General features: G+C 71.0%; 22 protein-coding genes. 11 read left to right on the forward strand and 11 right to left on the reverse strand.

Translation table 11 applies throughout. From position 1 onward, the window contains the following. Nucleotides 1–244: 244 nt before the first annotated feature. The 3 genes from ABZS66_RS13030 to ABZS66_RS13040 are packed head-to-tail and all read right to left on the reverse strand — an operon-like array spanning nucleotide 245 to nucleotide 2,649. A complete protein-coding gene (locus ABZS66_RS13030; protein ID WP_354757320.1) occupies nucleotides 245–1,018 on the reverse strand; it encodes an ABC transporter permease in 774 nt (257 codons plus the stop codon). Further along, entirely contained in the window at nucleotides 1,015–1,953 is a 939-nt protein-coding gene (locus tag ABZS66_RS13035; RefSeq protein WP_354757321.1) for an ATP-binding cassette domain-containing protein, read from the reverse strand. The genes ABZS66_RS13030 and ABZS66_RS13035 overlap by 4 nt, the downstream gene beginning before the upstream one ends. Before the next feature lie 30 nt (nucleotides 1,954–1,983). Continuing rightward, nucleotides 1,984–2,649, reverse strand: coding sequence for a DUF4097 family beta strand repeat-containing protein (locus ABZS66_RS13040; protein ID WP_354757322.1), 666 nt, complete (start codon nucleotides 2,647–2,649; stop codon nucleotides 1,984–1,986). Between the two features lie 223 nt (nucleotides 2,650–2,872). Here ABZS66_RS13040 and ABZS66_RS13045 point away from each other — a divergent pair, with 223 nt between their 5' ends. Continuing rightward, nucleotides 2,873–3,610 (forward strand): helix-turn-helix domain-containing protein, encoded by a 738-nt coding sequence (locus ABZS66_RS13045; RefSeq protein WP_354757323.1) that lies wholly within the window; start codon nucleotides 2,873–2,875, stop codon nucleotides 3,608–3,610. Here the strand turns inward: ABZS66_RS13045 and ABZS66_RS13050 are convergent. Both ABZS66_RS13050 and ABZS66_RS13055 read right to left on the reverse strand, forming a co-directional pair. Beyond that, nucleotides 3,607–3,921 carry a hypothetical protein gene (locus ABZS66_RS13050; RefSeq protein ID WP_354757324.1) on the reverse strand — a complete coding sequence of 105 codons (315 nt, stop codon included), beginning with the start codon at nucleotides 3,919–3,921 and terminating at the stop codon, nucleotides 3,607–3,609. The genes ABZS66_RS13045 and ABZS66_RS13050 overlap by 4 nt on opposite strands. Next, a complete protein-coding gene (locus tag ABZS66_RS13055) occupies nucleotides 3,903–4,187 on the reverse strand; it encodes a hypothetical protein (protein ID WP_238014149.1) in 285 nt (94 codons plus the stop codon). Before ABZS66_RS13055 ends, ABZS66_RS13050 begins: the two co-directional genes overlap by 19 nt. 35 nt (nucleotides 4,188–4,222) lie before the next feature. Here ABZS66_RS13055 and ABZS66_RS13060 point away from each other — a divergent pair, with 35 nt between their 5' ends. Beyond that, nucleotides 4,223–4,960 carry an NAD(P)H-binding protein gene (locus tag ABZS66_RS13060; RefSeq protein ID WP_354757325.1) on the forward strand — a complete coding sequence of 246 codons (738 nt, stop codon included), beginning with the start codon at nucleotides 4,223–4,225 and terminating at the stop codon, nucleotides 4,958–4,960. Here the strand turns inward: ABZS66_RS13060 and ABZS66_RS13065 are convergent. Then, entirely contained in the window at nucleotides 4,947–6,428 is a 1,482-nt protein-coding gene (locus tag ABZS66_RS13065; RefSeq protein WP_354757405.1) for a fused MFS/spermidine synthase, read from the reverse strand. The two genes, ABZS66_RS13060 and ABZS66_RS13065, sit on opposite strands and share 14 nt — an antisense overlap. Between ABZS66_RS13065 and valS the strand changes: the two genes are divergently transcribed. Beyond that, nucleotides 6,420–8,903, forward strand: coding sequence for a valine--tRNA ligase (valS, locus tag ABZS66_RS13070; protein ID WP_354757326.1), 2,484 nt, complete (start codon nucleotides 6,420–6,422; stop codon nucleotides 8,901–8,903). The two genes, ABZS66_RS13065 and valS, sit on opposite strands and share 9 nt — an antisense overlap. Continuing rightward, nucleotides 8,903–9,709, forward strand: a complete 807-nt coding sequence (locus ABZS66_RS13075) for a TrmH family RNA methyltransferase (protein WP_354757406.1) — start codon at nucleotides 8,903–8,905, stop codon at nucleotides 9,707–9,709. The genes valS and ABZS66_RS13075 overlap by 1 nt, the downstream gene beginning before the upstream one ends. 26 nt (nucleotides 9,710–9,735) lie before the next feature. Here ABZS66_RS13075 and ABZS66_RS13080 read toward each other — a convergent pair whose 3' ends face one another. Further along, a complete protein-coding gene (locus tag ABZS66_RS13080) occupies nucleotides 9,736–10,107 on the reverse strand; it encodes an ATP-binding protein (RefSeq protein WP_354757327.1) in 372 nt (123 codons plus the stop codon). A gap of 110 nt (nucleotides 10,108–10,217) precedes the next feature. Here ABZS66_RS13080 and ABZS66_RS13085 point away from each other — a divergent pair, with 110 nt between their 5' ends. The 3 genes from ABZS66_RS13085 (at nucleotide 10,218) to ABZS66_RS13095 (ending at nucleotide 12,690) form a co-directional block, all read left to right on the forward strand. Further along, nucleotides 10,218–10,613 (forward strand): TraR/DksA family transcriptional regulator, encoded by a 396-nt coding sequence (locus ABZS66_RS13085; protein ID WP_354757328.1) that lies wholly within the window; start codon nucleotides 10,218–10,220, stop codon nucleotides 10,611–10,613. A 157-nt stretch (nucleotides 10,614–10,770) separates the two neighbouring features. Beyond that, nucleotides 10,771–12,405, forward strand: a complete 1,635-nt coding sequence (locus tag ABZS66_RS13090) for a sodium:solute symporter family protein (RefSeq protein ID WP_354757407.1) — start codon at nucleotides 10,771–10,773, stop codon at nucleotides 12,403–12,405. 21 nt (nucleotides 12,406–12,426) lie between these two features. Continuing rightward, nucleotides 12,427–12,690: a hypothetical protein gene (locus ABZS66_RS13095; RefSeq protein ID WP_354757408.1), complete on the forward strand. Its 264-nt coding sequence runs from the start codon at nucleotides 12,427–12,429 to the stop codon at nucleotides 12,688–12,690. Here ABZS66_RS13095 and ABZS66_RS13100 read toward each other — a convergent pair. Next, entirely contained in the window at nucleotides 12,660–13,466 is an 807-nt protein-coding gene (locus ABZS66_RS13100) for an ATP-binding protein (protein WP_354757329.1), read from the reverse strand. The genes ABZS66_RS13095 and ABZS66_RS13100 overlap by 31 nt on opposite strands. After that, nucleotides 13,463–14,215 carry an RNA ligase family protein gene (locus ABZS66_RS13105; protein ID WP_354757330.1) on the reverse strand — a complete coding sequence of 251 codons (753 nt, stop codon included), beginning with the start codon at nucleotides 14,213–14,215 and terminating at the stop codon, nucleotides 13,463–13,465. Before ABZS66_RS13105 ends, ABZS66_RS13100 begins: the two co-directional genes overlap by 4 nt. Nucleotides 14,216–14,357: 142 nt before the next feature. On the opposite strand from ABZS66_RS13105, the gene ABZS66_RS13110 reads away from it, so the two are divergent. Then, the gene (locus ABZS66_RS13110; RefSeq protein ID WP_354757331.1) at nucleotides 14,358–15,956 is read left to right on the forward strand and encodes an alpha/beta hydrolase; all 1,599 of its coding nucleotides are present in this window, start codon (nucleotides 14,358–14,360) and stop codon (nucleotides 15,954–15,956) included. Between the two features lie 67 nt (nucleotides 15,957–16,023). Here ABZS66_RS13110 and ABZS66_RS13115 read toward each other — a convergent pair whose 3' ends face one another. Then, the gene (locus tag ABZS66_RS13115) at nucleotides 16,024–17,073 is read right to left on the reverse strand and encodes an OmpA family protein (protein WP_354757332.1); all 1,050 of its coding nucleotides are present in this window, start codon (nucleotides 17,071–17,073) and stop codon (nucleotides 16,024–16,026) included. Then, on the reverse strand, nucleotides 17,073–18,473 hold the full coding sequence (locus ABZS66_RS13120) for a helix-hairpin-helix domain-containing protein (protein WP_354757333.1): 1,401 nt from the start codon (nucleotides 18,471–18,473) through the stop codon (nucleotides 17,073–17,075). The genes ABZS66_RS13115 and ABZS66_RS13120 overlap by 1 nt, the downstream gene beginning before the upstream one ends. A 243-nt stretch (nucleotides 18,474–18,716) precedes the next feature. Between ABZS66_RS13120 and ABZS66_RS13125 the strand changes: the two genes are divergently transcribed. The 3 genes from ABZS66_RS13125 (at nucleotide 18,717) to ABZS66_RS13135 (ending at nucleotide 21,228) form a co-directional block, all read left to right on the forward strand. Beyond that, on the forward strand, nucleotides 18,717–19,829 hold the full coding sequence (locus tag ABZS66_RS13125; RefSeq protein ID WP_354757334.1) for an MBL fold metallo-hydrolase: 1,113 nt from the start codon (nucleotides 18,717–18,719) through the stop codon (nucleotides 19,827–19,829). Between the two features lie 137 nt (nucleotides 19,830–19,966). Beyond that, on the forward strand, nucleotides 19,967–21,037 hold the full coding sequence (locus tag ABZS66_RS13130; RefSeq protein ID WP_354757335.1) for a LacI family DNA-binding transcriptional regulator: 1,071 nt from the start codon (nucleotides 19,967–19,969) through the stop codon (nucleotides 21,035–21,037). Then, complete coding sequence (locus ABZS66_RS13135) at nucleotides 21,034–21,228, forward strand: hypothetical protein (protein WP_190248577.1); 195 nt, start codon at nucleotides 21,034–21,036, stop codon at nucleotides 21,226–21,228. The genes ABZS66_RS13130 and ABZS66_RS13135 overlap by 4 nt, the downstream gene beginning before the upstream one ends. Nucleotides 21,229–21,247 lie beyond the last annotated feature (19 nt).

The raw sequence follows: 21,247 nt of genomic DNA on the forward strand, positions 1-21,247 counted from the left end.
TACGCGAGCCGGCGGGGGGACCAACGGGCGCTGGGAGCCGAGATCGTCCAGGCGCTGCGTGACCAGGGACTGGACGCCACCTGGGATCCGGGCAAGCAGGACCGAAGGGCGCACATAGTGACCGTCAGCCTGCAGTGGCGCCGAAGGCCAAACTGGGCACGCTGACTCCGGTCCACCGGGTGGACTCTACGGATCAGGGCCGCCGGACCGGGGGGTCCGACGGCCCTGAGTGGGGGGTGTCTGGTCAGGCCTTGTTGTAGGTCTTCTTGGCCCAGAGGTACGAGACGACCGCGAGGCCGGCGCACCAGGCCAGCGCGATGGCCGCGCTGTTGCCGATCTCCGTGCCTAGGAGCAGGCCGCGGAGGGTTTCCATGATCGGGGTGAAGGGCTGGTACTCGGCGAACCAGCGCAGGGCGGTCGGCATGGAGTCGGTCGGGACGAAGCCGCTGCCTAGGAAGGGCAGCAGGATCAGCGGCATCGGGGCGTTGCTGGCCGCCTCGGGAGTCGGGGACTTCAGGCCCAGGGCGACCGCCAGCCAGGTGATCGCCACGGCGAACAGGGTCAGCATCCCGGCGGCCGCCAGCCACTCGACGACCGTGGCGTTCGGGCGGAAGCCGATCGCCAGGGCGATGCCGATCAGGACGGCCATGCCGAGCAGCTGTTGGATGACGCTGCCGACGACGTGGCCGGTGAGGACCGAGGCGCGGGCTATCCGCATGGTGCGGAAGCGGGCGACGATGCCTTCGGTCATGTCGGAGGCGACCATGACGGCGGTGCCGGTCGCGGCCGTGGCCGCCGTCATGAGCAGGATGCCGGGGACGACGTAGTTGACGTAGATGTCGCGGCCGCCGCCGAGGCCCTGGCCGAGCGTGCCGCCGAGGACGTAGACGAACAGCAGCAGGATGATGACCGGCGTGATGACCAGCTGGACGGTCATGGACGGGTAGCGGATCAGGCGCTTGAGCTGGCGCCGGACCATGGTGGACGAGTCGCGGGCGGCGAGGGCGAGGGTGCTCATCGGATGGTCTCCTTCTGCTGGCCGGTGAGGGTGAGGAACACGTCGTCGAGGTCGGGGGTGTGGACGCTCAGGTCGTCGATGTCGATCGAGCGTTCGTCGAGGAGGGTGAGCAGCTCGCGGATCGCGTGTACGCCGCCGTCGCCCGGCACCTGGAGCGTGAGCGCCTCTTGGTCGGCGATCCCGGCGCCGAGGAGCCGGCGGGCGGCGTCGAGCCGGTCGTTGTCGGCGAAGGTGAGCCGGATGTGGCCGCCGGGGATGCGCCGCTTGAGCTCCTCGGCGGTGCCCTCGGCGATCAGCCGCCCGTGGTCGAGCAGGACGATGCGGTCGGCGAGCTCGTCCGCCTCCTCCAGGTACTGGGTGGTCAGGAAGATCGTGACGCCGCTCGCGACGAGCTCGCGCACGATCTGCCACATGGAGCGCCGGCTGCGCGGGTCGAGCCCGGTGGTGGGCTCGTCCAGGAAGATCAGGCGCGGGTCGCCGACCAGGGTCATCGCCAGGTCGAGCCGCCGCTGCATGCCGCCGGAGTAGGTGCCGGCCGGTTTGCGCGCCGCCTCGACCAGGTCGAAGCGGTCGAGCAGCTCGGCCGCCTTGCGCCTGCCGTCCCGGCGGGACAGGTGCTTGAGGTCGGCCATGAGGAGCAGGTTCTCCTCGCCGGTGAGCAGCTTGTCGACGGCCGAGTACTGGCCGGTGACGCCGATCGCGCCGCGCACGTCGTCCGGGCTGCGGGCCAGGTCATGGCCGGCGACCCGCACGGTGCCGCCGTCGGCCGGGATCAGCGTGGACAGGATCTGGACGGCGGTGGTCTTGCCGGCGCCGTTCGGGCCGAGCAGGGAGAAGATCGTTCCTTCGGGCACGGCCAGGTCGACGCCGTCGAGCACGACCTTGTCGCCGTAGGACTTGCGCAGCCCGTTCGCCGCGATGGCCAGGTTGGTCATGGGGGTGTTTCCTCCTCCGGGAGCAGCGGGTCAGAGACTGCGGGCGGCGATGTCGCCGTAGCCGGTGGTCGCGTGGATGGTCAGGTCGGCGGCGCCGTCGGTGTTTTTGAGCGAGTTGTGGATCCGGCCGTGGCCGGTGCCGGCGTCCAGTGCGGCGGAGACCCCGTGGGCGACGCCGACCGACACGTCGCCGGCCTGGGTGCGCAGGACGACCGTGCCGCGCACGGCCTCGGCGACCCGGATGTCGCCCTTCTCGGTGCTGATCTCCGCTGGGCCGTCGATCCGGCCGACCTCGACGTCGCCGGCGAGGGCGGTGAGGCGCACGCTCGCGGCCTCGTCGAGCTTGATCGCGCCGTGGGCGCCGTCGAAGGCCACGTCGCCGAAGCGCCCGACCGCCCGGAACTCGGCGCTGGCCGCCCTCGCCTCGACCCGGGAGCCGGTGGGCAGCTGGACGGTCACCTCGACGGATCCGGAGGGGCCGAGGATCTGGTGCTTCGCCGAGCCCTCGACCCGCAGGACGCCGTCGACGTACTCGACCCTGGTCTGCTCGGCCGCCTTCACATCGCGGCTCCTTGCGGCGTCCGCGGGCCGGACCTCGACCGTGGTGTCGGCCCGGTCGGCCGCGACGAGGTGGACGCGCCCCGCGGGGATGTCGAGGATCGCGGCGATCGGGCTGGGGGTGTCGTACTGCTGCATGGTGCTCGCCTCCTGGCGTTCGTCGTTTCCGATGTGGGAAACGCTACGTTGCGTTCGCAAAGTAGGCAAGGAAGCTGTTGCACCCGAACACAGAAGTACGAGGTGAAAGCCAATATTTCGTTGCAACGGATCAGAATTTAACGCAACGAGTCGGCGAAGGTGCGTTGCATTGGATGAGAAGTGAACGCTATGCTGGGGACACCGAAGAGGGAGGGAGATCGCGATGCCGGGAGGCAGGCTCACCCAGCAGGAGCGCCAGCAGATCGCGCTGGGGCTGTCCGACGGCCTGGCCTATGCGGAGATCGCCAGGCGTCTCGACCGCCCGACCTCCACGATCACGCGTGAGGTGATGCGCAACGGGGGCCCCACCGGCTATCGGGCCGAGTTGGCCCACCGCGCCACCGAGCACCGCGCCCACCGGCGCCGCCCGGCCGCGCCCCGGGGCGTGCAGCAGGCGCCGCAGGCCAACGGGCGTGACGCCGCGGCCGTCCGCGAGTACGAGGAGGTGTTCACCACCCTCCTCATGCAGCAGGGCCTGCCCAAGATGATGTCCCGGGCGCTGACCTGCCTCTTCACCACCGACGCGGGCAGCCTCACCGCGGCCGAGCTCGTCGAGCGCCTCCAGGTCAGCCCGGCGTCCGTGTCCAAGGCCATGGCGTTCCTGGAGACCCAGGGCCTCATCCAGCGGGAGCGCGACGAGCGCCGCCGCGAGCGCTACCGCGTCGACGACGGCGTCTGGTATCAGTCGATGATCGCCGCCGCCCGCTCGAACGCGCAGCTTGCCGAGACGGCGCGGCAGGGCGTGGACATCCTCGGCGCCGGCACCCCGGCCGGCGTCCGCCTCGAGGGCATCGCCCGCTTCATGGACTTCGTCGGCGAGAGCATCGCCCGCGCCGCGGAGCAGGCCCGCGAGATCCTGTATACGAAGCCTGAGCCGGCGAAGCTCGAAACGACGAGCTAGGCGGCCTTGCGGAGCGTCGTCAGGGCGCGCAGCGCGTCCGCCAGCGAGATCGGGCGGTCGTCCGCCTCCGTGGCCAGGCACTGCTCGACCATCTGGCGCATCAGCGTCGACGGCTTCAGGCCGCGCCGCGCCGCCACCGCGGCCAGCTGCTCGGCCAGCGTCGCCGGTAACCGGACCGAGTAGACCGCCATGGTCTCTCCGTCGGGCTTCGGAGGCAGCTGGGCGGGGGTGTCGGTGTAGGCGATCCGGCCCGCCGCCACCGCCCCGGCGAGCGCGTCGAGCTGGTCCTCGGTCAGTCGTCGGTCCTGCATGATGCCTCCCACCCCTCGAACTCGGCGAGCTGGTCCGGGGTCATGTCGAGTGCTCCGACGATGAGCCAGTCCAGGCCGCCCTCGTGCCGCAGGACGACGATCAGGGGTCGTCCGGCCTCCGTGCGGGCCCACACGCTGAGGACCGGGAGGCCGAGCGCGACACCCGATCTCGGGAGGCGGAGATCCGCGTTCAGCGCCTGGAGCGCCTCCCACGGCTCGATCCCGATGAGTGCCGCCAGGGTTGCCGGCCACCAGCGGTAGGGCATATCCCAATGTACGACGCCCGTAATACGATGAGCAAATGATCGCGGTGACCGGGGCGAACGGCTCAGTCGGCGGCAAAGTCCTCGAAAGGCTCCCCGGAGCCAGAGGACTGACTCGCCGGGACGCCGAGTATCGGGACACCGACGCCATGACGAAAGCCCTGGAAGGGGTCACGACGCTCTTCCTCGTCTCCGGCCGCGAGTCGAAGGACCGGGTCGCGGAGCACTGGAGCGCGGTCGACGCCGCGGTCCGGGCCGGCGTCGAGCGGATCGTGTACCTCTCGTTCTACGGCGCCGCGGCGGACTGCACGTTCACGTTCGGCCGCGACCACTGGCACACCGAGGAGTACATCAAGCGCTCCGGCCTGCGCTGGACCTTCCTGCGCGACAACCTGTACCTGGAGATGATCCCGAGGTTCGCCGGCGCCGACGGCCTGATCCGCGGCCCGGCCGGTGACGGGCGGGTGGCCGCCGTGAGCTGCGAGGACGTGGCGGAGTCCGTCGCGAGCGTCCTGCGCGGCGAGCACGACCACATGACGTACAGCCTCACCGGCCCCGAGGCGTTCACCCTCCACGAGGCGGCCGAGGCGTTCGGCCTGCGCTACCACCCGGAGACGGTCGAAGAAGCGTATGCGTGGCGAAAGGGCGCCCCGTTCGAGGTCGAGGGCTGGGTCACGTCGTACACGGCGATCGCCGCCGGCGAGCTGGCCGCCGTCACCGACCACGTCGAACGGCTGACGGGCCGGAGACCACAGGGATTGCCTACGAGAAGGTGAGCAGCTGGTCGACCGGCGCGTGGTCGTCGGTCAGCACCTCGGCCGAGCCGACGAAGTCCCGCAGCGGCGAGCCGTCGAGCACCGACGCGTCGTCCGGCGGCGAGAACGCCAGCAGTGGCGAGGTCGAGGCCAGGATGACGAAGTTGCTGCCCACCCGGCCGGCGACGGCTGAAGGCGGTGCGACCAGGGCCACGTGCGGAAACACCGCGGCGATCGTGGCCAGCTCGGCCCGGACGAACCGGCGCGCGGTGCCGTCGATGACGTTCAGCGCGTAGACGCCGCCCGGCCGCAGCACCCGCCGGACATCCTCGACCAGCTCCCGCGTGGTCAGGTGCCACGGCACCGCCAGGTGCCCGAACGCGTCGCCGATCACCAGGTCCCGCGACGAGCTCTCGACGAACGACAGGTTCGCCCGGGCGTCCCCGGTCACGACCCGCAGCGACGGCCCGGTCCGCAGGCCGAGGCGGCGCCGGTCCAGCTCGACCAGCTTCGCGTCGAGCTCCAGCACCAGGCTGTCGGTGCCGGGTCGGGTCGCGGCGAGGTAGCCGGGCATCGTGAACCCGCCCCCGCCGAGGTGCAGCGCGTCGAGCCGCCCGGCCGGCAGGGCATCCACATAGGACGCGATCCAGCGGGTGTAGGCGAACTCGAGGTACCGCGGATCGTCCAGGTCCACATAGGAGTGCTGAGCGCCGTTGAGCAGCAGGGTGCGCCCCGACGGGCGGGCCGGGTCGGCCGTGACGGTGGCGCAGTGGTACGCCGTCTCCACCTCGCACGGGTTCGGCGCGACGAGGGCGGCGGGCACACCGCAGGCCACGACGGCGAGCGCCACGGTCACCGGCGTGCGCTTCCGCCAGTACCCCGTGAACAGGAAGCCCGTCACGGCCAGGATCCCCGCCAGCCCATAGAGGATGCCGCCGGTCGGCACCGCCGCCACCAACACGAACCCCGTCCCGAACGTGGCGGTGATCCCGCCGAGGGTGCCGACGCTGGACAGCTTCCCGACCACGCGCCCGGTGTGCCCGAGGTCGCCGAGCTGGAGCTTCACGACCAGCGGGGTCACGGCCGACAGCAGCGCCGCCGGCACGAACAGGGTCAGCATCGCCAGCAGCATCACGCTGCCGGGGTCGGTACCGCGCAGCCACTCACCCGCGACGCGGACGATCGGCAGGGTCGCGGCCGTCGTCGCCGCGCCGAGCAGCAGCAGGGGCGAGAGCAGCTTCGCCGGGTCCAGGTCGCGGTCGGCCAGCCAGCCGCCGGTCCACGCGCCGTAGGCGATCGCGCCGAGCGCCACGCCGATGATGGCGGTGCTCGTCTCCAGGGTCACGCCGACATACGGCCCGACCAGGCGCAATCCGGCGATCTCGAGCACGAGAACCGCGCCGCTCGTGAGGAACACCAGGCCGGCGGCCACGCGCTTATTGAGAGGTCTGCCAGTCGTCACCGCTCTAGCATGGGGCACATGCCCGATTCGACGCGTATCCCGGACCGCCCCAGCCTCGACGGCCTCGAGGAGCGGTGGGGCCGGGTATGGGACGACGAGGGCATCTTCCGCTTCGACCGCACGGCTGAGCGCGCCGACGTGTTCTCCATCGACACCCCGCCGCCGACGGTGTCCGGCGCGCTCCACATCGGACACGTGTTCTCGTACACGCAGACCGACCTCATCGCGCGATACCAGCGGATGCGCGGCAAAGAGGTGTTCTATCCGATCGGGTGGGACGACAACGGCCTGCCGACCGAGCGCCGCGTGCAGCTGAACTACGGCGTGCAGTGCGACCCGACGCTGCCCTACGACCCGGAGTTCGCGCCGCCGGCCAAGCCCGGCAAGACGCCGGTGAAGGTGAGCCGGCGCAACTTCGTGGAACTCTGCCACCGCCAGACCGAGCACGACGAGCGCGCCTACGAGGCGCTCTGGCGGCGGGTGGGCCTGTCGGTGGACTGGACCCAGCTCTACACCACGATCGGCGACCGGGCGCGGGCCGCCGCCCAGCGCGGCTTCCTCAACGCGCTGGCCCGCGGCGAGGCCTACGCGGTGGACGGCCCGACGCTGTGGGACGTGACGTTCGGCACCGCGGTCGCGCAGGCCGAACTGGAGGACCGGGAGCGGCCGGGCGCCTATCACCGGCTGAAGTTCGGCGAGTTCCTCGTCGACACCACCCGGCCCGAGCTGCTGCCGGCCTGCGTGGCGCTGGTGGCCCACCCCGGCGACGAGCGGTTCCAGCCGCACTTCGGCTCGACCGTCCGCACGCCACTGTTCAACGTGGAGGTGCCGGTGCTGGCCCACCACCTGGCCGACCCGGAGAAGGGCACCGGCCTGGTGATGGTGTGCACGTTCGGCGACCTGACCGACGTGACCTGGTGGCGCGAGCTCGACCTGCCGGCCCGCACGGTGATCGAGCGCAACGGCCGGCTGACCCTGCAGGCGCCGCCCGGCGTGGCCGAGGACGACTTCGCGCCGCTGGCCGGCCTGACCGTGCACCAGGCGCGGGAGAAGGTGGTCGCGCTGCTGCGGGCGTCGGGCGAGCTCGACGGGGAGCCGCGGCCGATCACGCACGCCGTGAAGTTCTACGAGAAGGGCGACAAGCCGCTCGAGATCGTGGGCACCCGGCAGTGGTACATCCGCAACGGCGGGCGGTCGCCGGAGCTGCGCGCCGCCCTGCTGGCCCGCGGCCGCGAGCTGACCTGGACGCCGGAGCACATGCGCACCCGGTATGAGCACTGGGTCGAGGGCCTCACCGGCGACTGGGTGATCAGCCGCCAGCGGTTCTTCGGCGTGCCGATTCCTCTGTGGTACCGCCTGGACGCCGACGCCAAGCCGATCCACGACGACCCGATCGTGCCGGAGCGCCTCCCGATGGACCCGAGCAGCGACACCCCGCCCGGGTTCGAGGAGATCGACCGCGGCCGGCCGGGCGGCTTCGTGGGCGACCCGGACGTGATGGACACCTGGGCGACCTCCTCGCTGACGCCGCAGATCATCGGCCGCTGGCTCGACGACCCCGACCTGTTCGGCCGGGTGTTCCCGATGGACCTGCGCCCGCAGGCCCACGAGATCATCCGCACCTGGCTGTTCACCACGGTGCTGCGCGCCCACACCGAGCACGACCTGCTGCCGTGGAAGCACGCCACCATCGCCGGCTGGATCATGGACCCCGACCGGAAGAAGCTGTCCAAGTCGAAGGACAACGCCAAGGACTCCCCCGAGGATCTGCTCGACCAGTTCGGCGCCGACGCGGTGCGGTACTGGGCGGCCAACGCCCGGCCCGGCGTGGACACGGCGTTCGACACCAACCAGATCCGGGTGGGCCGGCGCCTGGCCACCAAGCTGCTCAACGCGAGCCGGTTCGTGCTGTCGTTCGGCGGCTCGCCGGACCCGGCGCTGGTGACCGCCCCGGTCGACCGGGCCCTGCTCGGCGCGCTGTCCACCGTGGTCACCGAGGCGACCGCGGCCTTCGACGCCTACGACTACGCGCGGGCGCTGGAGCGCACCGAGCAGTTCTTCTGGTCCTTCTGCGACGACTACCTGGAGCTGGTGAAGGCCCGCGCCTACGGCGAGGCCGAGTCCGCGGAGGTGGTGTCGGCCCGGGCCGCGCTGACCGTGGCGCTGTCGACGCTGCTGCGGCTGTTCGCGCCGTTCCTGCCGTACGTGACCGAGGAGGTGTGGTCGTGGTGGCAGACCGGCTCGGTGCACCGCGCGCCCTGGCCCTCCGACGTCTTCGCGTTCGACGCCGCCCCGCTCGCCCTGGCCAGCGACGTGCTCGGCGCGGTGCGGCGGGCGAAGTCGGCCGCGCAGCAGTCGATGCGGGCGCCGGTGTCGCTGCTCGCGGTCGCCGGCCCGTCCGCCGTGCTGTCGGCCGTGCGGGGCGACCTGGCGGCGGCCGGCAACGTCCAGGACTGGTCCGTCACCGAGGCGGCTGAGCTGTCGGTTACCGTCACATTGTGATGGAACTCCAGGCCATCGGGGTCCAGCACCCCGCGGTTCGGCAGGTGCAGCACATCCAGAACAACACCGCGCCGAATCGGTACAAGCTGTTCGTGGCCGAGGGCCTGTGGGCGCACAACATGTTGCTGGAGCACAACGCGCCGATCGACACGTTCTTCTGGTGCCCGGAGGCGATCTACGCGGACGAGGCCCACCGCCGCGCCGAGGAGATCGCCTCGCGGGCCGAGCGCGCGTACCGCGTCTCGCTGCGCACGCTGGAGAAGATCTCGGAGCGGGACAAACCGGATGGTCTGCTCTCCCTGGCCGCGCTGCCGCAGTGGGCGCCGGAGGATCTCCGCTTTGGCCGCCAGGCCCTGGTCCTGGTGGCCGACGGGGTGGAGATCCCGGGCAACCTCGGCACGTTGATCCGCTCCCTGGACGCCTGCGCCGCCGACGCGCTCCTGCTCACGAACCGCAAGACCCGCCTGACCCACCCGAAGGTGATCCGGGCCAGCCAGGGCACGATCCTGACGGTCCCGACGCTGGAGTTCGCGGAGGTCTCCGACGCGATGGCCTGGCTGGAGCGGCACCGCTTCACGGTCCTGCTGGCCGACACCGACAACGCCATCAACTACCGCAAGGCGGACTTCTCCGGGCGGACCGCGCTTGTGGTCGGCAGTGAGCGCTACGGCATCGCCAAGCCCTGGTACGGCCGCGGCTTCCAGTGCGTCGCCGTGCCCATGCTCGGCTCGGGCGACTCCCTGAACGTGTCGGTCTCCGCCTCGGTCCTGTTGTACGAGGCGCGGGCCCGCAAGTCCGGCTGGTAGCCGAGCGTCCGCCGGCGGGCCGCCGCTCAGAGCGCGATCTCGGCCCAGACGACCTTGCCGCCGGCGTGCCGGCGCACGCCCCAGGCCCGTGTGAGCTTGGTCACGATGCGCAGGCCGCGGCCGGAGATGCTGGTCGAGTTGTCGATCTCGGCGATCTCCGGGACCCGCTCGCTGTGGTCGCCGACCTCGATGACCAGCACGTCGTCCCGGCGGAACAGGCGCAGGATCGCCGGGGGCATCCCGTGCCGGAGCGCGTTGGCCACGAGTTCGTGGCCCACCAGCACCGCGCCGCGGGTGATGTGGGTGAGCCCCCACGCGTCCAGGGCCTGGGTGATGACCCGGCGGGCCTGGCGGGCGTGCCCCTGGGGGACGTCCACCTCCACGCGGTCCGCATCCATGTCTTTCATGGTGCCCCGACGAAGCGCGTTGGAACAGGTTTGCGGCGCTGCCAGCGGGGGCACTCCGGAAGCCAATCTTTTTCCGTACCGCAACCAAGCCGGGGGCCCACATGCTCGTCCACCCTGAGACCGTCCTCGCCACCAGCGCCCAGGGGTCCGCCGACGACCGGACGCAGGACCTGCACGAGGCGCTGACGGCCCGCCGGCAGGAGCTCGAAACCGAGTATGCCGAGGCCGTCGCCGAGATGACGCTCGCGGGTGTGGTCGACGCCGGGGACGACGTCGCCGACCTCGGCACCAAGGCGTTCAACCGGGAGCAGGAGTTCGCCCTCGCGCTGTCCATCCGCGAGCGCCTGGACCAGGTCGAGCGCGCGCTGGACCGGCTCGCGTCCGGCCACTACGGCACCTGCGAGACCTGCTCGCAGGAGATCCCCGTCGCCCGGCTCGCCGCGTTCCCCGCGGTGACGCTCTGCGTGGCCTGCAAGTCGGTCAGCGAGCGCCGGTAGCGTCCAGCCGCTCGACCAGGTCGAGGACGCGCTGGGCCGCGCTCTGGAGGTGGGGAGGTGGTCCGCGGCAGGCCGCGGGTAGGTGGGTGGACGCTCACTCGTTCACGGCCGAGGGGAGGAACGGGTGCAGACTCTCGCCGACGGTCTCCGCCTCCAGATGAACGCGCTCGACTACGTCCTGCTGTCGCTCTACTTCATCACGGTCCTCGGGGTGGGCCTCGCCGCCCGCCGCTCGATCCACAACAGCGTCGACTTCTTCCTCTCCGGCCGGTCGCTGCCGGCCTGGGTGACCGGCCTCGCCTTCATCTCCGCCAACCTGGGCGCGCTGGAGATCCTCGGCATGGCGGCCAACGGCGCCAAGTACGGCCTGATGACCCTGCACTACTACTGGGTCGGCGCCGTCCCGGCGATGGTGTTCCTCGGCATCGTGATGATGCCCTTCTACTACGGGTCGAAGGTGCGCAGCGTCCCGGAGTACATGCGCCGGCGCTTCAACCGCCCCGCCCACCTGCTCAACGCGCTGTCCTTCGCGCTTGCGCAGGTGCTCATCGCGGGTGTCAACCTGTACGCGCTCGCGCTCATCATGCAGGCCCTGCTCGGCTGGCCGCTGTGGACCGCGATCGTCGTCGGCGCCGCGATCGTGCTCGTGTACATCACGCTCGGCGGCCTCTCCAGCGCGATCTACAACGAGGTGCTCCAGTTCTTCGTGATCATCGCCGGGCTGTTGCCGGTCGCGATCATCGGCCTGGTCAAGGTGGGCGGGATCGACGGGCTCTTCGACGCGGTACGGCAGACGACGCTCGGCGACGCCGGGCTGCACACCTGGTCGAACACCGGCGGCTCGGACAACCCGCTGGGCGCGTCCTGGTTCGGCATCGTCTTCGGCCTCGGCTTCGTGCTGTCCTTCGGTTACTGGACGACGAACTTCGCCGAGGTGCAGCGCGCCCTGTCGGCCCGGAACATGAGCGCCGCGCGGCGCACGCCGATCATCGCCGCCTACCCCAAGCTCGTGATCCCCTTCGTCACCGTGATCCCCGGCCTGGTCGCGCTGGTGACCGTCAAGGGGCTCGGTGCCGCAACGGGCGACCTGCAGTACAACAACGCCATCCCGCTGCTCATGCGCGACTTCCTGCCCAATGGCGTGCTCGGCATCGCCGTCACCGGCCTGCTGGCCTCGTTCATGGCGGGCATGGCCGCCAACGTGTCCGGCTTCAACACGGTGTTCACGTACGACATCTGGCAGGAGTACGTGAAGAGGGACGCGCCGGACGAGCACTACCTCGGCGTCGGCCGGATCATCACGGTCGTCGGCGTGATCATCGGCATCGGCACCGCGTTCATCGCGGCCGGCTACAGCAACATCATGGACTACATCCAGGCGCTGTTCTCCCTGTTCAACGCCCCGCTGTTCGCGACGTTCATCATCGGCATGTTCTGGAAGCGGATGACCGCCTGGGCCGGCTTCTGGGGGCTGCTCGCGGGCACGCTCGCCGCGTTCGTCGTGTACGCGGGCTACAAGTGGTTCGGCTGGTTCACGTTCGGCTCGGACCTCGACGAGTCGTTCTGGGGCGCGGGCATCGCGTTCGTGACGGTCGCGATCGTCTCCGTGCTGGTCACGCTGGTGACGACCCGCAAGACGGACGAGGAGCTCGACGGCCTCGTGTACGGCATCGGCCGGCACGACCTGACCTCCGACGCGATCGCCGGCGACACCGCCTGGTACCGCTCGCCGGTCCTGCTCGGCGTCGTCGCCCTGGTCCTGGCCTTCGCCTTCTACCTGCCGTTCCTGTAAGGAGCGATCGTGAGCGACAAGATGGACACGGCCCACGCCGCACGGCTGTTCGACGTCCGCCGGGTCATCGGTGGGCTCTTCACGGTCTACGGCGTCATCGTCACCATCGTCGGCATCTTCGACTCGCAGGAGGAGATCGACAAGGCCGCCGGCGTGCGCATCAACCTGTGGATCGGCCTCGGCATGCTGGCCCTCGGCCTGCTCTTCCTCCTCTGGCAGAAGCTCAGGCCCGCCGAACCGCCCGCACCGGAGGGTCAGGAGTTGTCGACGAACGACACGGAGTGAGCCTCGGTCAGGTCGGGCGGCTCCCACCGCCCGGCCAGCCGGTTGATCACGCCGTCGGGCACCGGTGACGGCCGGGCCCGGTTGCGCCGCCGGAGCAGCTCCGGCGGCGCCTCCATGGCGACGATCTCCACCCGCGCGCCGTAGTCGCCGATCATCCCGACGCACCGGGAGCGGATCTGCCGCGACACGTTCGTCGCGTTCCACACGAACGGCGCGCCGGCCCGCAGCAGCTCCTTGGCCCGCGCGTTCGCGGCGGCGATGACCGGTCCCTGGTCGCCGGTCGGGGCGACGCCGAGCTCCTCGCGCAGCGCGTCGAGGCTGACCACGGGCAGGCCGGGGTGGTGCGTGGCGATCCAGTGGTCCTTGCCGGCACCCGGCAATCCAGACATGACGATCACCGTGAATCGAGTGTCGTCGAACGCGGCGTAGGAAGGGTCGCGGCCGGGCGTCCTGAAGTACATGAACCGCGCGTGGTCCGACGGGAACGCCCGCGGGCGGTCCAGGCACCCCAGCTCGGCCGCGTACTCCGTGAACAGCGTCGCGTCGGTGCCGGTCGCGGTGGCCAGCCGCGCGAGATCGTCGTTGCGGGCGACCAGGCTGACCCGGAACACGAGGCGGTCGAGGTCGCGGACCGCGAACGCCTCGCCGGGCAGCCAGCGGTGGTGCAGCAGCGCGGCGACGTGCTCGCGCTCGGCGACCGGCGCGCCGCGCTCCCACATCGTGCGCCGCGGGCTGGGGTCGTCGAGCAGCGTCAGCGCGGTCGCGACGGCGTTCACCGGCGGATCCGGTTGGGGACGATCGGCCGGTCCTGCCAGTGGCTGCCGGAGTCGAGGATCGCGGTGTGGAAGCTCGGACGGACCCACTTGTACCGCCCGAGGACCTCGCCCGGGGACTCGACCTTGACGTAGAGCCCCTCCATCTCGTCGGACATGTCCGTCTCGCGGAGAACATCCGCAACGTTCGGGCCGGCGGCCTCCATCAACGCGTCCCGCCACGCGGGAGTCCGGCACAGCGAGGGGCCGACGAACTTCTGCAATGCCGCGAGATCGGCCACCGTCCCTTCGTGCAGCACCGGCACGGAGGCGACGGGCAGCCCGTCCAGCAGCTCCCGTCGTCGCGAGGTGGACAAGAACGACTCATGTGAACGGTCAAATACGTCGAACTCGCAGAAGTACTGCGGCAACGCGTCGTAGAAGCAGGTGTGCTTCGCGTACAGCCACTCGCCGTACAGGATGAACCGATCCCGCAGCACCGGGAACAGCTCGTAGCGAATCCCGGCGGCCCACGCCTTGAACAGCGCGAACTGCTTCTCCCGCGGCCCGCCGGTCAGGTAATGCCCCCGCGACTGCAGCAGCAGCTCTCCCGAGGCGTCGAAGCTGATCGCGGCATTCGCACCGTCGAGCTTCTCCTCGACGACCAGGTGCTGCCCCGCGAGCTCGGCGAACGGCACCTGCGCCAGGTCGTGGTCGCCCGGCTGGAGGCGGGAGCCCTGCAGATGGGGCGTCCGGGGGTACTTCCGCAGCATCCTCACGTTGTACCGGACACAAATCCCTCGCCAACACGGGTTTTTCTCGGGTCAGGGAAAGGGTGTACGGGCTTCCGCGCGTCACGGGCGGCCGAAACGATCGGCATGACCAGGTAACCCCTCGGCAAATATGGAGGGCTGTGTGAACAGACCAACCGTGAAGGGGCTCGTCCTCTTCACCGCCACGGCGGTGGCGCTGGCCGTGGCGCCGGCTTCGAGCGCACTCGCCGCGCCGGCTTCAGCGGAAGCGGGTGCCGCCACCATCCCGTGGGGACAGTGTGAGAGCCCCGGCCTGCAGCGCCGCGGCGCCGAGTGCGGCCTGCTGAGCGTTCCGCTCGACTACAGCAAGCCCAACGGCAAGAAGATCCAGATCGCCGTCTCGCGCATCAAGGCGAAGGTCGCCGCCAAGGACTACCAGGGCGTCATGCTCGTCAACCCGGGCGGCCCCGGCGGCTCCGGCCTGACCCTGTCGGTGCTCGGCGAGTTCGTCCCCAACGACGCGGGCCTGGCCTACGACTGGATCGGCTTCGACCCCCGTGGCGTCGGCTCCAGTGTGCCGGCGCTGTCCTGCGACCCGGACTACTTCAACGGGCCGCGCCCCGAGTACATCCCGTGGAACCAGAACATCGAGTCCACCTGGCTGAGCCTCTCGAAGGGCTACGCCAAGGACTGCGGCCGGGCCGGCGGTGACCTGCTCAAGCACATGACCACCGTCGACTCGGTCAACGACATGGAGTCGATCCGCAAGGCGCTCGGCGCCAAGCAGATCAACTTCTACGGCTTCTCCTACGGCACGTACCTCGGCCAGGTCTACGGCACGCTGCACCCGGAGAAGGTCCGCCGCATGGTGCTCGACGGCAACGTCGACGTGCGCAAGGTGTGGTACCAGGCCAACCTCGACCAGGACGTGAACTTCGAGCGCAACATCAACATCTGGTTCGGCTGGCTGGCCAAGTACGATAGCGTCTACCACCTCGGCAAGACGGCCCAGCAGGTCTCGGCCCGCTGGTACGCCGAGAAGGAGAAGCTGCGCGCCAAGCCGGCGGGCGGCGTGGTCGGCCCGGACGAGTGGACGGACATCTTCCTCTACTCGGGCTACTACCAGTCGACCTGGCTCGAGCTGGCGGACGCCTTCGCCGGCTGGGCCAACAACCGCGACACGGACATCATCGTCGCCGCGTACGAGGGCTACATCGGCCCGGGCGACGACAACGGCTTCGCGGTCTACAACGCGGTCCAGTGCACCGACGTGCAGTGGCCGCAGAGCTGGAACCAGTGGGAGCGCGACAACTGGCGCACCTTCCTGAAGGCCCCGTACATGACCTGGGACAACGCCTGGTACAACGCGCCGTGCCTGTTCTGGCCGGCCAAGGCGTCGAAGCCGGTCAAGGTCGACGGCTCGAAGGTCAAGAGCGTCCTGTTCGTCGGCACCACCCTCGACGCGGCCACGCCGTTCGAGGGCAGCCTGGAGGCCCGCCGCCGCTTCCCGCACGGCGCCCTCCTGGCCGAGGTGGGCCAGACCACGCACGCGAACTCGCTCAACGGCAACGCGTGTATCGACGACACCATCGCCGAGTACCTGGCCACCGGCAAGCTCCCCGACCGCAAGCGGGGCGACCGCGCCGACAAGACGTGCGACGCCCTCCCGCAGCCCGACCCGACGGCGGCGTCGGCGCAGGCCAAGTCCTTCAGTACGGACAGCAGCCTGCTCCGCGAGCCGCTCTACCCCGTCCACCACTAGTTCTCGAACAGCTTCTCGAGCAACAAAAAGGGCGCCCCTGCCTCAGGGGCGCCCTTTCCTTGGCTGCTCACTTCTGGACGATGAACTCCACGCGGCGGTTGATCGCGTTCGACGCGTCGTCGGTGCCGGGCACCTTGGGCTGGCTCTCGCCGAAGCCCCGCGACGTCAGCCGCTCGGGCGCGATCCCCAGCGCGATCAGCGTGTCGAGCACCGTCTTCGCCCGGGCCTCACTGAGGGCCTGGTTGCGCTCCGGGGTACCCCGGCTGTCGGTGTGCCCCTCGATGCTCACGCGCACGGTCGGGTTGGCCTTGAGGATCGAGGCCACGTTCGCCACCACGGCCTGGCCCTGCGCGGTGAGCGTGGCGCTGTTGTTCTCGAACTCGACCGTCGGCAGCGCCCCGAGCTGGGTCTGCACCTGCTCGGGCGCGACCGTGGCCCCGACCACCAGCTGGTTGCGCACGGTCGACGCCACCGCCTTCGCGGCCACCTCGGCCTTGTCCTTGATCTCCTGCGAGGCGACGGTGCCCGTGAGCGTGACCGTCCCGTCCGTCAGGTCGACCACGCCGACCTTGGTGTCCTTGCCGAGCGCCGCGACGACCCCGCCGAGCGCGGCCAGATTGGCCGAGCCGGCCGTCCGCTTCGCGTCGACGGTCACCTGGTCCTGGACGTTCTCCGCCCCGAAGGCCGCCTTGGTCGCGTCGGCCAGCGCCGTGCGTGCGGTCTCGTCCGGCACGGTCCCGGTGAGGACCACCTTGCCCGCGTCGACCAGCAGCTTGACCGACACGGGCTGCGGCGGCACCTCGACCTTGGGCGGCGCGTCGACCTTCACGACGCGGACCCCGTCGAGCCCGAGCGTGATCGACCGGGCCTGGTCGACCTGGTCCTGCGACTCGACGGTGACCGAACCGTCCCGCCCGGCGAACTTGACGTCGGCGTCGATACCGGCGTCGGCCAGCGCGACCTTGGTCCGGTCGGTGAGGTTGTCCTCGATGCGGTGCCGGTGCGGTACCTCGAACCCGTACACCAGCGCGGCCAGCCCGACGATCGCCGCCCCGATCGGGATGAGCGGATGCCGCCGCCGGACTTCCCAGCGCACGGCCTTGGTGGTGGTCGCCATCAGCTCCGCCCGGTGTCACGCCCGGCGACGAGCCGCCGCGTGAGGTCGGCGAAGCCCTCCTCGTCGCCGTCGGCGAGCAGTTGCGCCTGCCGCGCCCAGGTGACGATGGAGGGCGCGAACCGCAGGCCGGCCGACTCGATCGCGGTCCGCAGGGTGTCCACGTCGGAGGCTGCCAGCTGCGCGAACGTCCGGATGCCGGCGGCGACGAGCGCCGCGGACATCTTCGGCCCGATCCCTTCGATCCGCTTGAGATCGTCGATGGGCAGCTCGTCGCCGCTCTTCTGGGCCGGCACGACAACGGCGACCGGCGCCTCGTCGGCGGCCGGCTCGTCATCGACGGTCGCGACCCGCTCGTCATCGACCGGCGGCTCGGCCGGGGCGTCGACGGCGCTCGCTGCTTCGACATCGGCCGGCGCCGCCGGCTCGTCATCGACGGTCGCCTCGGTGGGGGCATCGACGGCCGTCGCGGGCTCGTCATCGACCACTGCCGCAACCACTGCCTCGACCTCGACCTCGGTCGCCGGCGCCTCGTCCGGGTCCGTGTCGAGGTCCTGCGGCTCGGCGCCGTTCGGGGACGGCTTGTCGGTCACCTCGCGGCCGGCGATCAGGCGGTCGGTGAGCTCCTTGAAGCCCGCCTCATCGCCGTCCGCCAGCAGCCGGGCCTGGCGAGCCCAGGTGCCCAGGCTCGGGGCGAACCGGAGGTTGGCGTCGGCCAGGGCGTCCTCCACTGTGGAACGGTCGGCGTCGGCCAGCGCGGCGTACGTCGTGATGCCCGCCGCCCGCAGCGCCGCCGCGATCTTCGGGCCGATGCCCTCGATCCGCTCCAGTTCGTCCTGGGCCGCCGGCGCGTCCGCCGCGAAGGCCGACTCGACCTCGGCCACCAGCGCATCGTCCACAACGGTGTCCGTGGTCACCGGCTCGGCCGCGAAGGCCGCGATCGGCTCGTCGGCGTCGGTCGAAGCCGCAGAAGCCGCGACCGGCTCGGGCTCGACCTCGGCAGGCTCGACCTCGGCGGGCTCGGCCTCGGCAACGGAGGGCTCGGCAGTCACCGGCTGGGACGGGGCGTCGGTGCTCGTCCCGGTCGCCGCAGCGTCGGCCGCAGGCAGCGGCTCGGCGGCGGTGGTGGCAACGACCGGCTCCGGGGTCGGCTCGGGAGTCGGCTCCGGGGTCGGCTCGGGCTCGGTCGGCGTAGGGTCGGACGCGGTAGGCGTCGTGGCAAGGGGCTCCGCGGCGGCGACAGCAGCCGCGGGAGCGGTGGCCGCGAGGGGAGCGGCGTCGAGAGAGGATTCGGTCGAGCGCACCCGGCGGAGCCGCAGGCCCCACCACAGGTAGCCGACCAGCAAGCCGAGCAGAAACGCCAGCGCGATGAGCAAGAGTGACTGGTTGGTGAACCAGACCACGACGGGCCTCCGGGGGAACGTGACCGACGCGTGAAGAGGGAGTTCGCGGGCAGCCTTCCATACAAGGTTGCCGAGCAACAGAGCCGCAGAGACGACGTCCACCTGCCGGTTCTCACTAGTTGAGCCGGGCCGGCGGGCGTTTTCCCTGATGAGGGGCACGACACATGCGGTACCGAAGCAGCGGCGAAAAGCCGGTGGAACGCTTGGTGCCGAAGCTCACGAGGACTGGAGGCGACTGAAGCGATGGGGAAGACGACCCGAGTGCTCGCGCTGGCGGCTGTAGCCGCCGCGGCGGGTGGTGTCGCGTGGGCGCTGCGTGACCTGCCGGCGCAGCTGGGGGCCGTGCCGTCCGGGGCACGGGCCGAGCGGATGCGGCGGTCGCCGCAGTTCGGCGACGGCAAGTTCAACAACACCGTCCCGGCCGAAGTCCTGCCGCCCAACGCGATGCGCAAGGCGCTCGTCGAGCTGCTGACCGGCAAGGAGCCCCGGCGTCCCGCGGGCACGATCCCGGTCGTTCGGCCCGAGCTCGGCGGCCGGCTCGAGGAGGACGGCCTGCACGTGACCTGGCTCGGCCACTCCACCGCGCTGATCGAGATCGAGGGCGTGCGGGTGCTGTTCGACCCGGTGTGGAGCGACCGCTGCTCGCCGACGAGCTTCTTCGGGCCGAAGCGCATGCACCCGGTGCCGCTGAAGATCGACGAGCTGCCCCGCATCGACGCCGTCGTGATCTCGCACGACCACTACGACCACCTCGACCTGGCCAGCATCCGGCAGCTGACGCGCAGCCAGCAGGCGCCGTTCCTGGTGCCGCTGGGCGTCGGCGCGCACCTGGAGCGCTGGGGCGTGCCGGCCGAGCGGCTCATCGAGCTCGACTGGGACGAGGACGTGGCGATCAAGGGTGTGCGGCTCATCGCGACCGCGGCCCGGCACTTCTCCGGCCGCAAGTTCACGCGCGACGGCACGCTGTGGGCGTCCTGGGTGGTCAAGGGCGCGCAGCGGAGCGTCTTCTACACCGGCGACTCGGGGTACTTCGACGGCTACAAGGAGATCGGCGAGCAGCACGGCCCGTTCGACGCCTCGCTGATCCAGGTCGGTGCGTACGGCGACGCCTGGCCGGACATCCACATGAAGCCCGAGGACGGCGCGAGCGCGCACCTCGACGTCCAGGCCCGCGTGCTCATCCCGCTGCACTGGTGCACGTTCAACCTGGCCCTGCACGCGTGGTCGGAGCCGGTCGAGCGGCTGCTCGACGAGGCCCAGGCCCGCGACATCACGCTCGTTGTGCCGCGGCCGGGTGACCGGGTCGACATCGACGTGTTGCCAGCAGTTGAACCCTGGTGGCGTGCTATTGCGTGATCATTAAAAGCGCAGGTCAGGGCACGTGTCTCGGCACACATGACGAGAAGCGACAAAACCCTGGCAGGTGCTGCGCGCCCGACGTACTGTATCGGTCAAGAGGGATTTCTGGATCGATGCAGAAGGGAGGGACGATCATGGCGGCAACACTGCAGACGATCGCCGACGAGCTCGGCGTGTCGCGGAGCACCGTCTCCAACGCATACAGCCGGCCGGATCAGCTCTCGCCCGACCTGCGGGCCCGGATCCTCGCCACGGCGGAGCGCCTGGGCTACTCGGGGCCCAACCCGACGGCCCGCTCGCTGCGCCGCGGCAAGGTCAACGCGATCGGTGTGCTGCTGACCGACAACCTGTCGATGGCGTTCACCGACCCCTATGCGGTCGCCTACCTGCAGGGCCTGGCCGAGGCGGCCTCCGCGCGGGAGACGTCGCTGCTGCTCATCAACCTGCCGACCGACGACGAGGCCGGCCGGCGCGTGGTGAGCAACGCCGCGGTCGACGCGTTCTGCCTGTACTGCGTGCCCGACTGGCACGGCGCGCTGGACCTCATCCGCCAGCGGGGCGTGCCGATCGTGATCGGCGAGGACCCGAACGCCTTCGGGCCCGACGCGAGCTACGTCGGCATCGACGAGCGCGCGGCGGCCCGCCGGCTGGGCGAGCACATCGTCAGCCTCGGCCACCGCGACATCGCGGTCGTGGCGCACTGGATCGTCGACGGCGGTGTGACCGGTGAGGTCAGCGCCGACCCCGACGACCTGCGCTACTACGTGACCGGCGAGCGGGTCCGCGGCTTCCGCGACGCGTTCACCGCGGCGGGCCTGCCGTGGGAGCGGGTGCGGCTGATCAACGCGGCGGCCAACCACCGTGAGCAGGGCTCCGCGGCCGCGGCCCACGCGCTCGACCGGCACGACCGGGCGACCGCGATCCTCTGCACCTCCGACGTCCTCGCGCTCGGCGTGCTCGACGCGCTGGGCGTCCGGGGGCTGGCCCCGGGACGGGACGTCTCGGTGACCGGGTTCGACGACATTCCGGACGCCGAGGTGCACGGCCTCACCACCATCCGCCAGCCCAGCGTCGAGCGCGGGCGGCTCGCGGGCGAGCTCCTGCTCGACCCGCCCGAAGACCCGGCGGGCCGGCGCCTGACGCTGCCCGTCTCCCTGGTGGTCAGGGCGACCACCGGGCCCAACCCAACCAAGGAGCAGTCATGACCCCCGTCGCACTGATCATGTCCCTGGAGGCCGTCCGCCTGGAGGCGCACTCGGCTCTCCCCAACGCCCCCGTCGTCGACGACCGTCGGCGCGAGTCGGTCGCCATGACGAAGGTGCGCGGCCTCGCGGCTCGCACGCTGCGTCGGGCCGCCGACCGAGTGGAGCCCACGCCGGCGCTCACCTACGGGTAACACCCGCTAGGTAAGCGGT

Origin of the sequence: Dactylosporangium sp. NPDC005572, assembly GCF_040605515.1 — a bacterium.
GTDB lineage: Bacteria > Actinomycetota > Actinomycetes > Mycobacteriales > Micromonosporaceae > Dactylosporangium.

Bases quoted from the DNA above. Each gene is read 5' to 3' on its own strand.
- ABZS66_RS13030 (WP_354757320.1), bottom strand. From the start codon at position 1,018: ATGAGCACCCTCGCCCTCGCCGCCCGCGACTCGTCCACCATGGTCCGG.
- ABZS66_RS13035 (WP_354757321.1), bottom strand. From the start codon at position 1,953: ATGACCAACCTGGCCATCGCGGCGAACGGGCTGCGCAAGTCCTACGGC.
- ABZS66_RS13040 (WP_354757322.1), bottom strand. From the start codon at position 2,649: ATGCAGCAGTACGACACCCCCAGCCCGATCGCCGCGATCCTCGACATC.
- ABZS66_RS13045 (WP_354757323.1), top strand. From the start codon at position 2,873: ATGCCGGGAGGCAGGCTCACCCAGCAGGAGCGCCAGCAGATCGCGCTG.
- ABZS66_RS13050 (WP_354757324.1), bottom strand. From the start codon at position 3,921: ATGCAGGACCGACGACTGACCGAGGACCAGCTCGACGCGCTCGCCGGG.
- ABZS66_RS13055 (WP_238014149.1), bottom strand. From the start codon at position 4,187: ATGCCCTACCGCTGGTGGCCGGCAACCCTGGCGGCACTCATCGGGATC.
- ABZS66_RS13060 (WP_354757325.1), top strand. From the start codon at position 4,223: ATGATCGCGGTGACCGGGGCGAACGGCTCAGTCGGCGGCAAAGTCCTC.
- valS (WP_354757326.1), top strand. From the start codon at position 6,420: ATGCCCGATTCGACGCGTATCCCGGACCGCCCCAGCCTCGACGGCCTC.
- ABZS66_RS13075 (WP_354757406.1), top strand. From the start codon at position 8,903: ATGGAACTCCAGGCCATCGGGGTCCAGCACCCCGCGGTTCGGCAGGTG.
- ABZS66_RS13080 (WP_354757327.1), bottom strand. From the start codon at position 10,107: ATGGATGCGGACCGCGTGGAGGTGGACGTCCCCCAGGGGCACGCCCGC.
- ABZS66_RS13085 (WP_354757328.1), top strand. From the start codon at position 10,218: ATGCTCGTCCACCCTGAGACCGTCCTCGCCACCAGCGCCCAGGGGTCC.
- ABZS66_RS13090 (WP_354757407.1), top strand. From the start codon at position 10,771: ATGAACGCGCTCGACTACGTCCTGCTGTCGCTCTACTTCATCACGGTC.
- ABZS66_RS13095 (WP_354757408.1), top strand. From the start codon at position 12,427: ATGGACACGGCCCACGCCGCACGGCTGTTCGACGTCCGCCGGGTCATC.
- ABZS66_RS13105 (WP_354757330.1), bottom strand. From the start codon at position 14,215: ATGCTGCGGAAGTACCCCCGGACGCCCCATCTGCAGGGCTCCCGCCTC.
- ABZS66_RS13115 (WP_354757332.1), bottom strand. From the start codon at position 17,073: ATGGCGACCACCACCAAGGCCGTGCGCTGGGAAGTCCGGCGGCGGCAT.
- ABZS66_RS13125 (WP_354757334.1), top strand. From the start codon at position 18,717: ATGGGGAAGACGACCCGAGTGCTCGCGCTGGCGGCTGTAGCCGCCGCG.
- ABZS66_RS13130 (WP_354757335.1), top strand. From the start codon at position 19,967: ATGGCGGCAACACTGCAGACGATCGCCGACGAGCTCGGCGTGTCGCGG.
- ABZS66_RS13135 (WP_190248577.1), top strand. From the start codon at position 21,034: ATGACCCCCGTCGCACTGATCATGTCCCTGGAGGCCGTCCGCCTGGAG.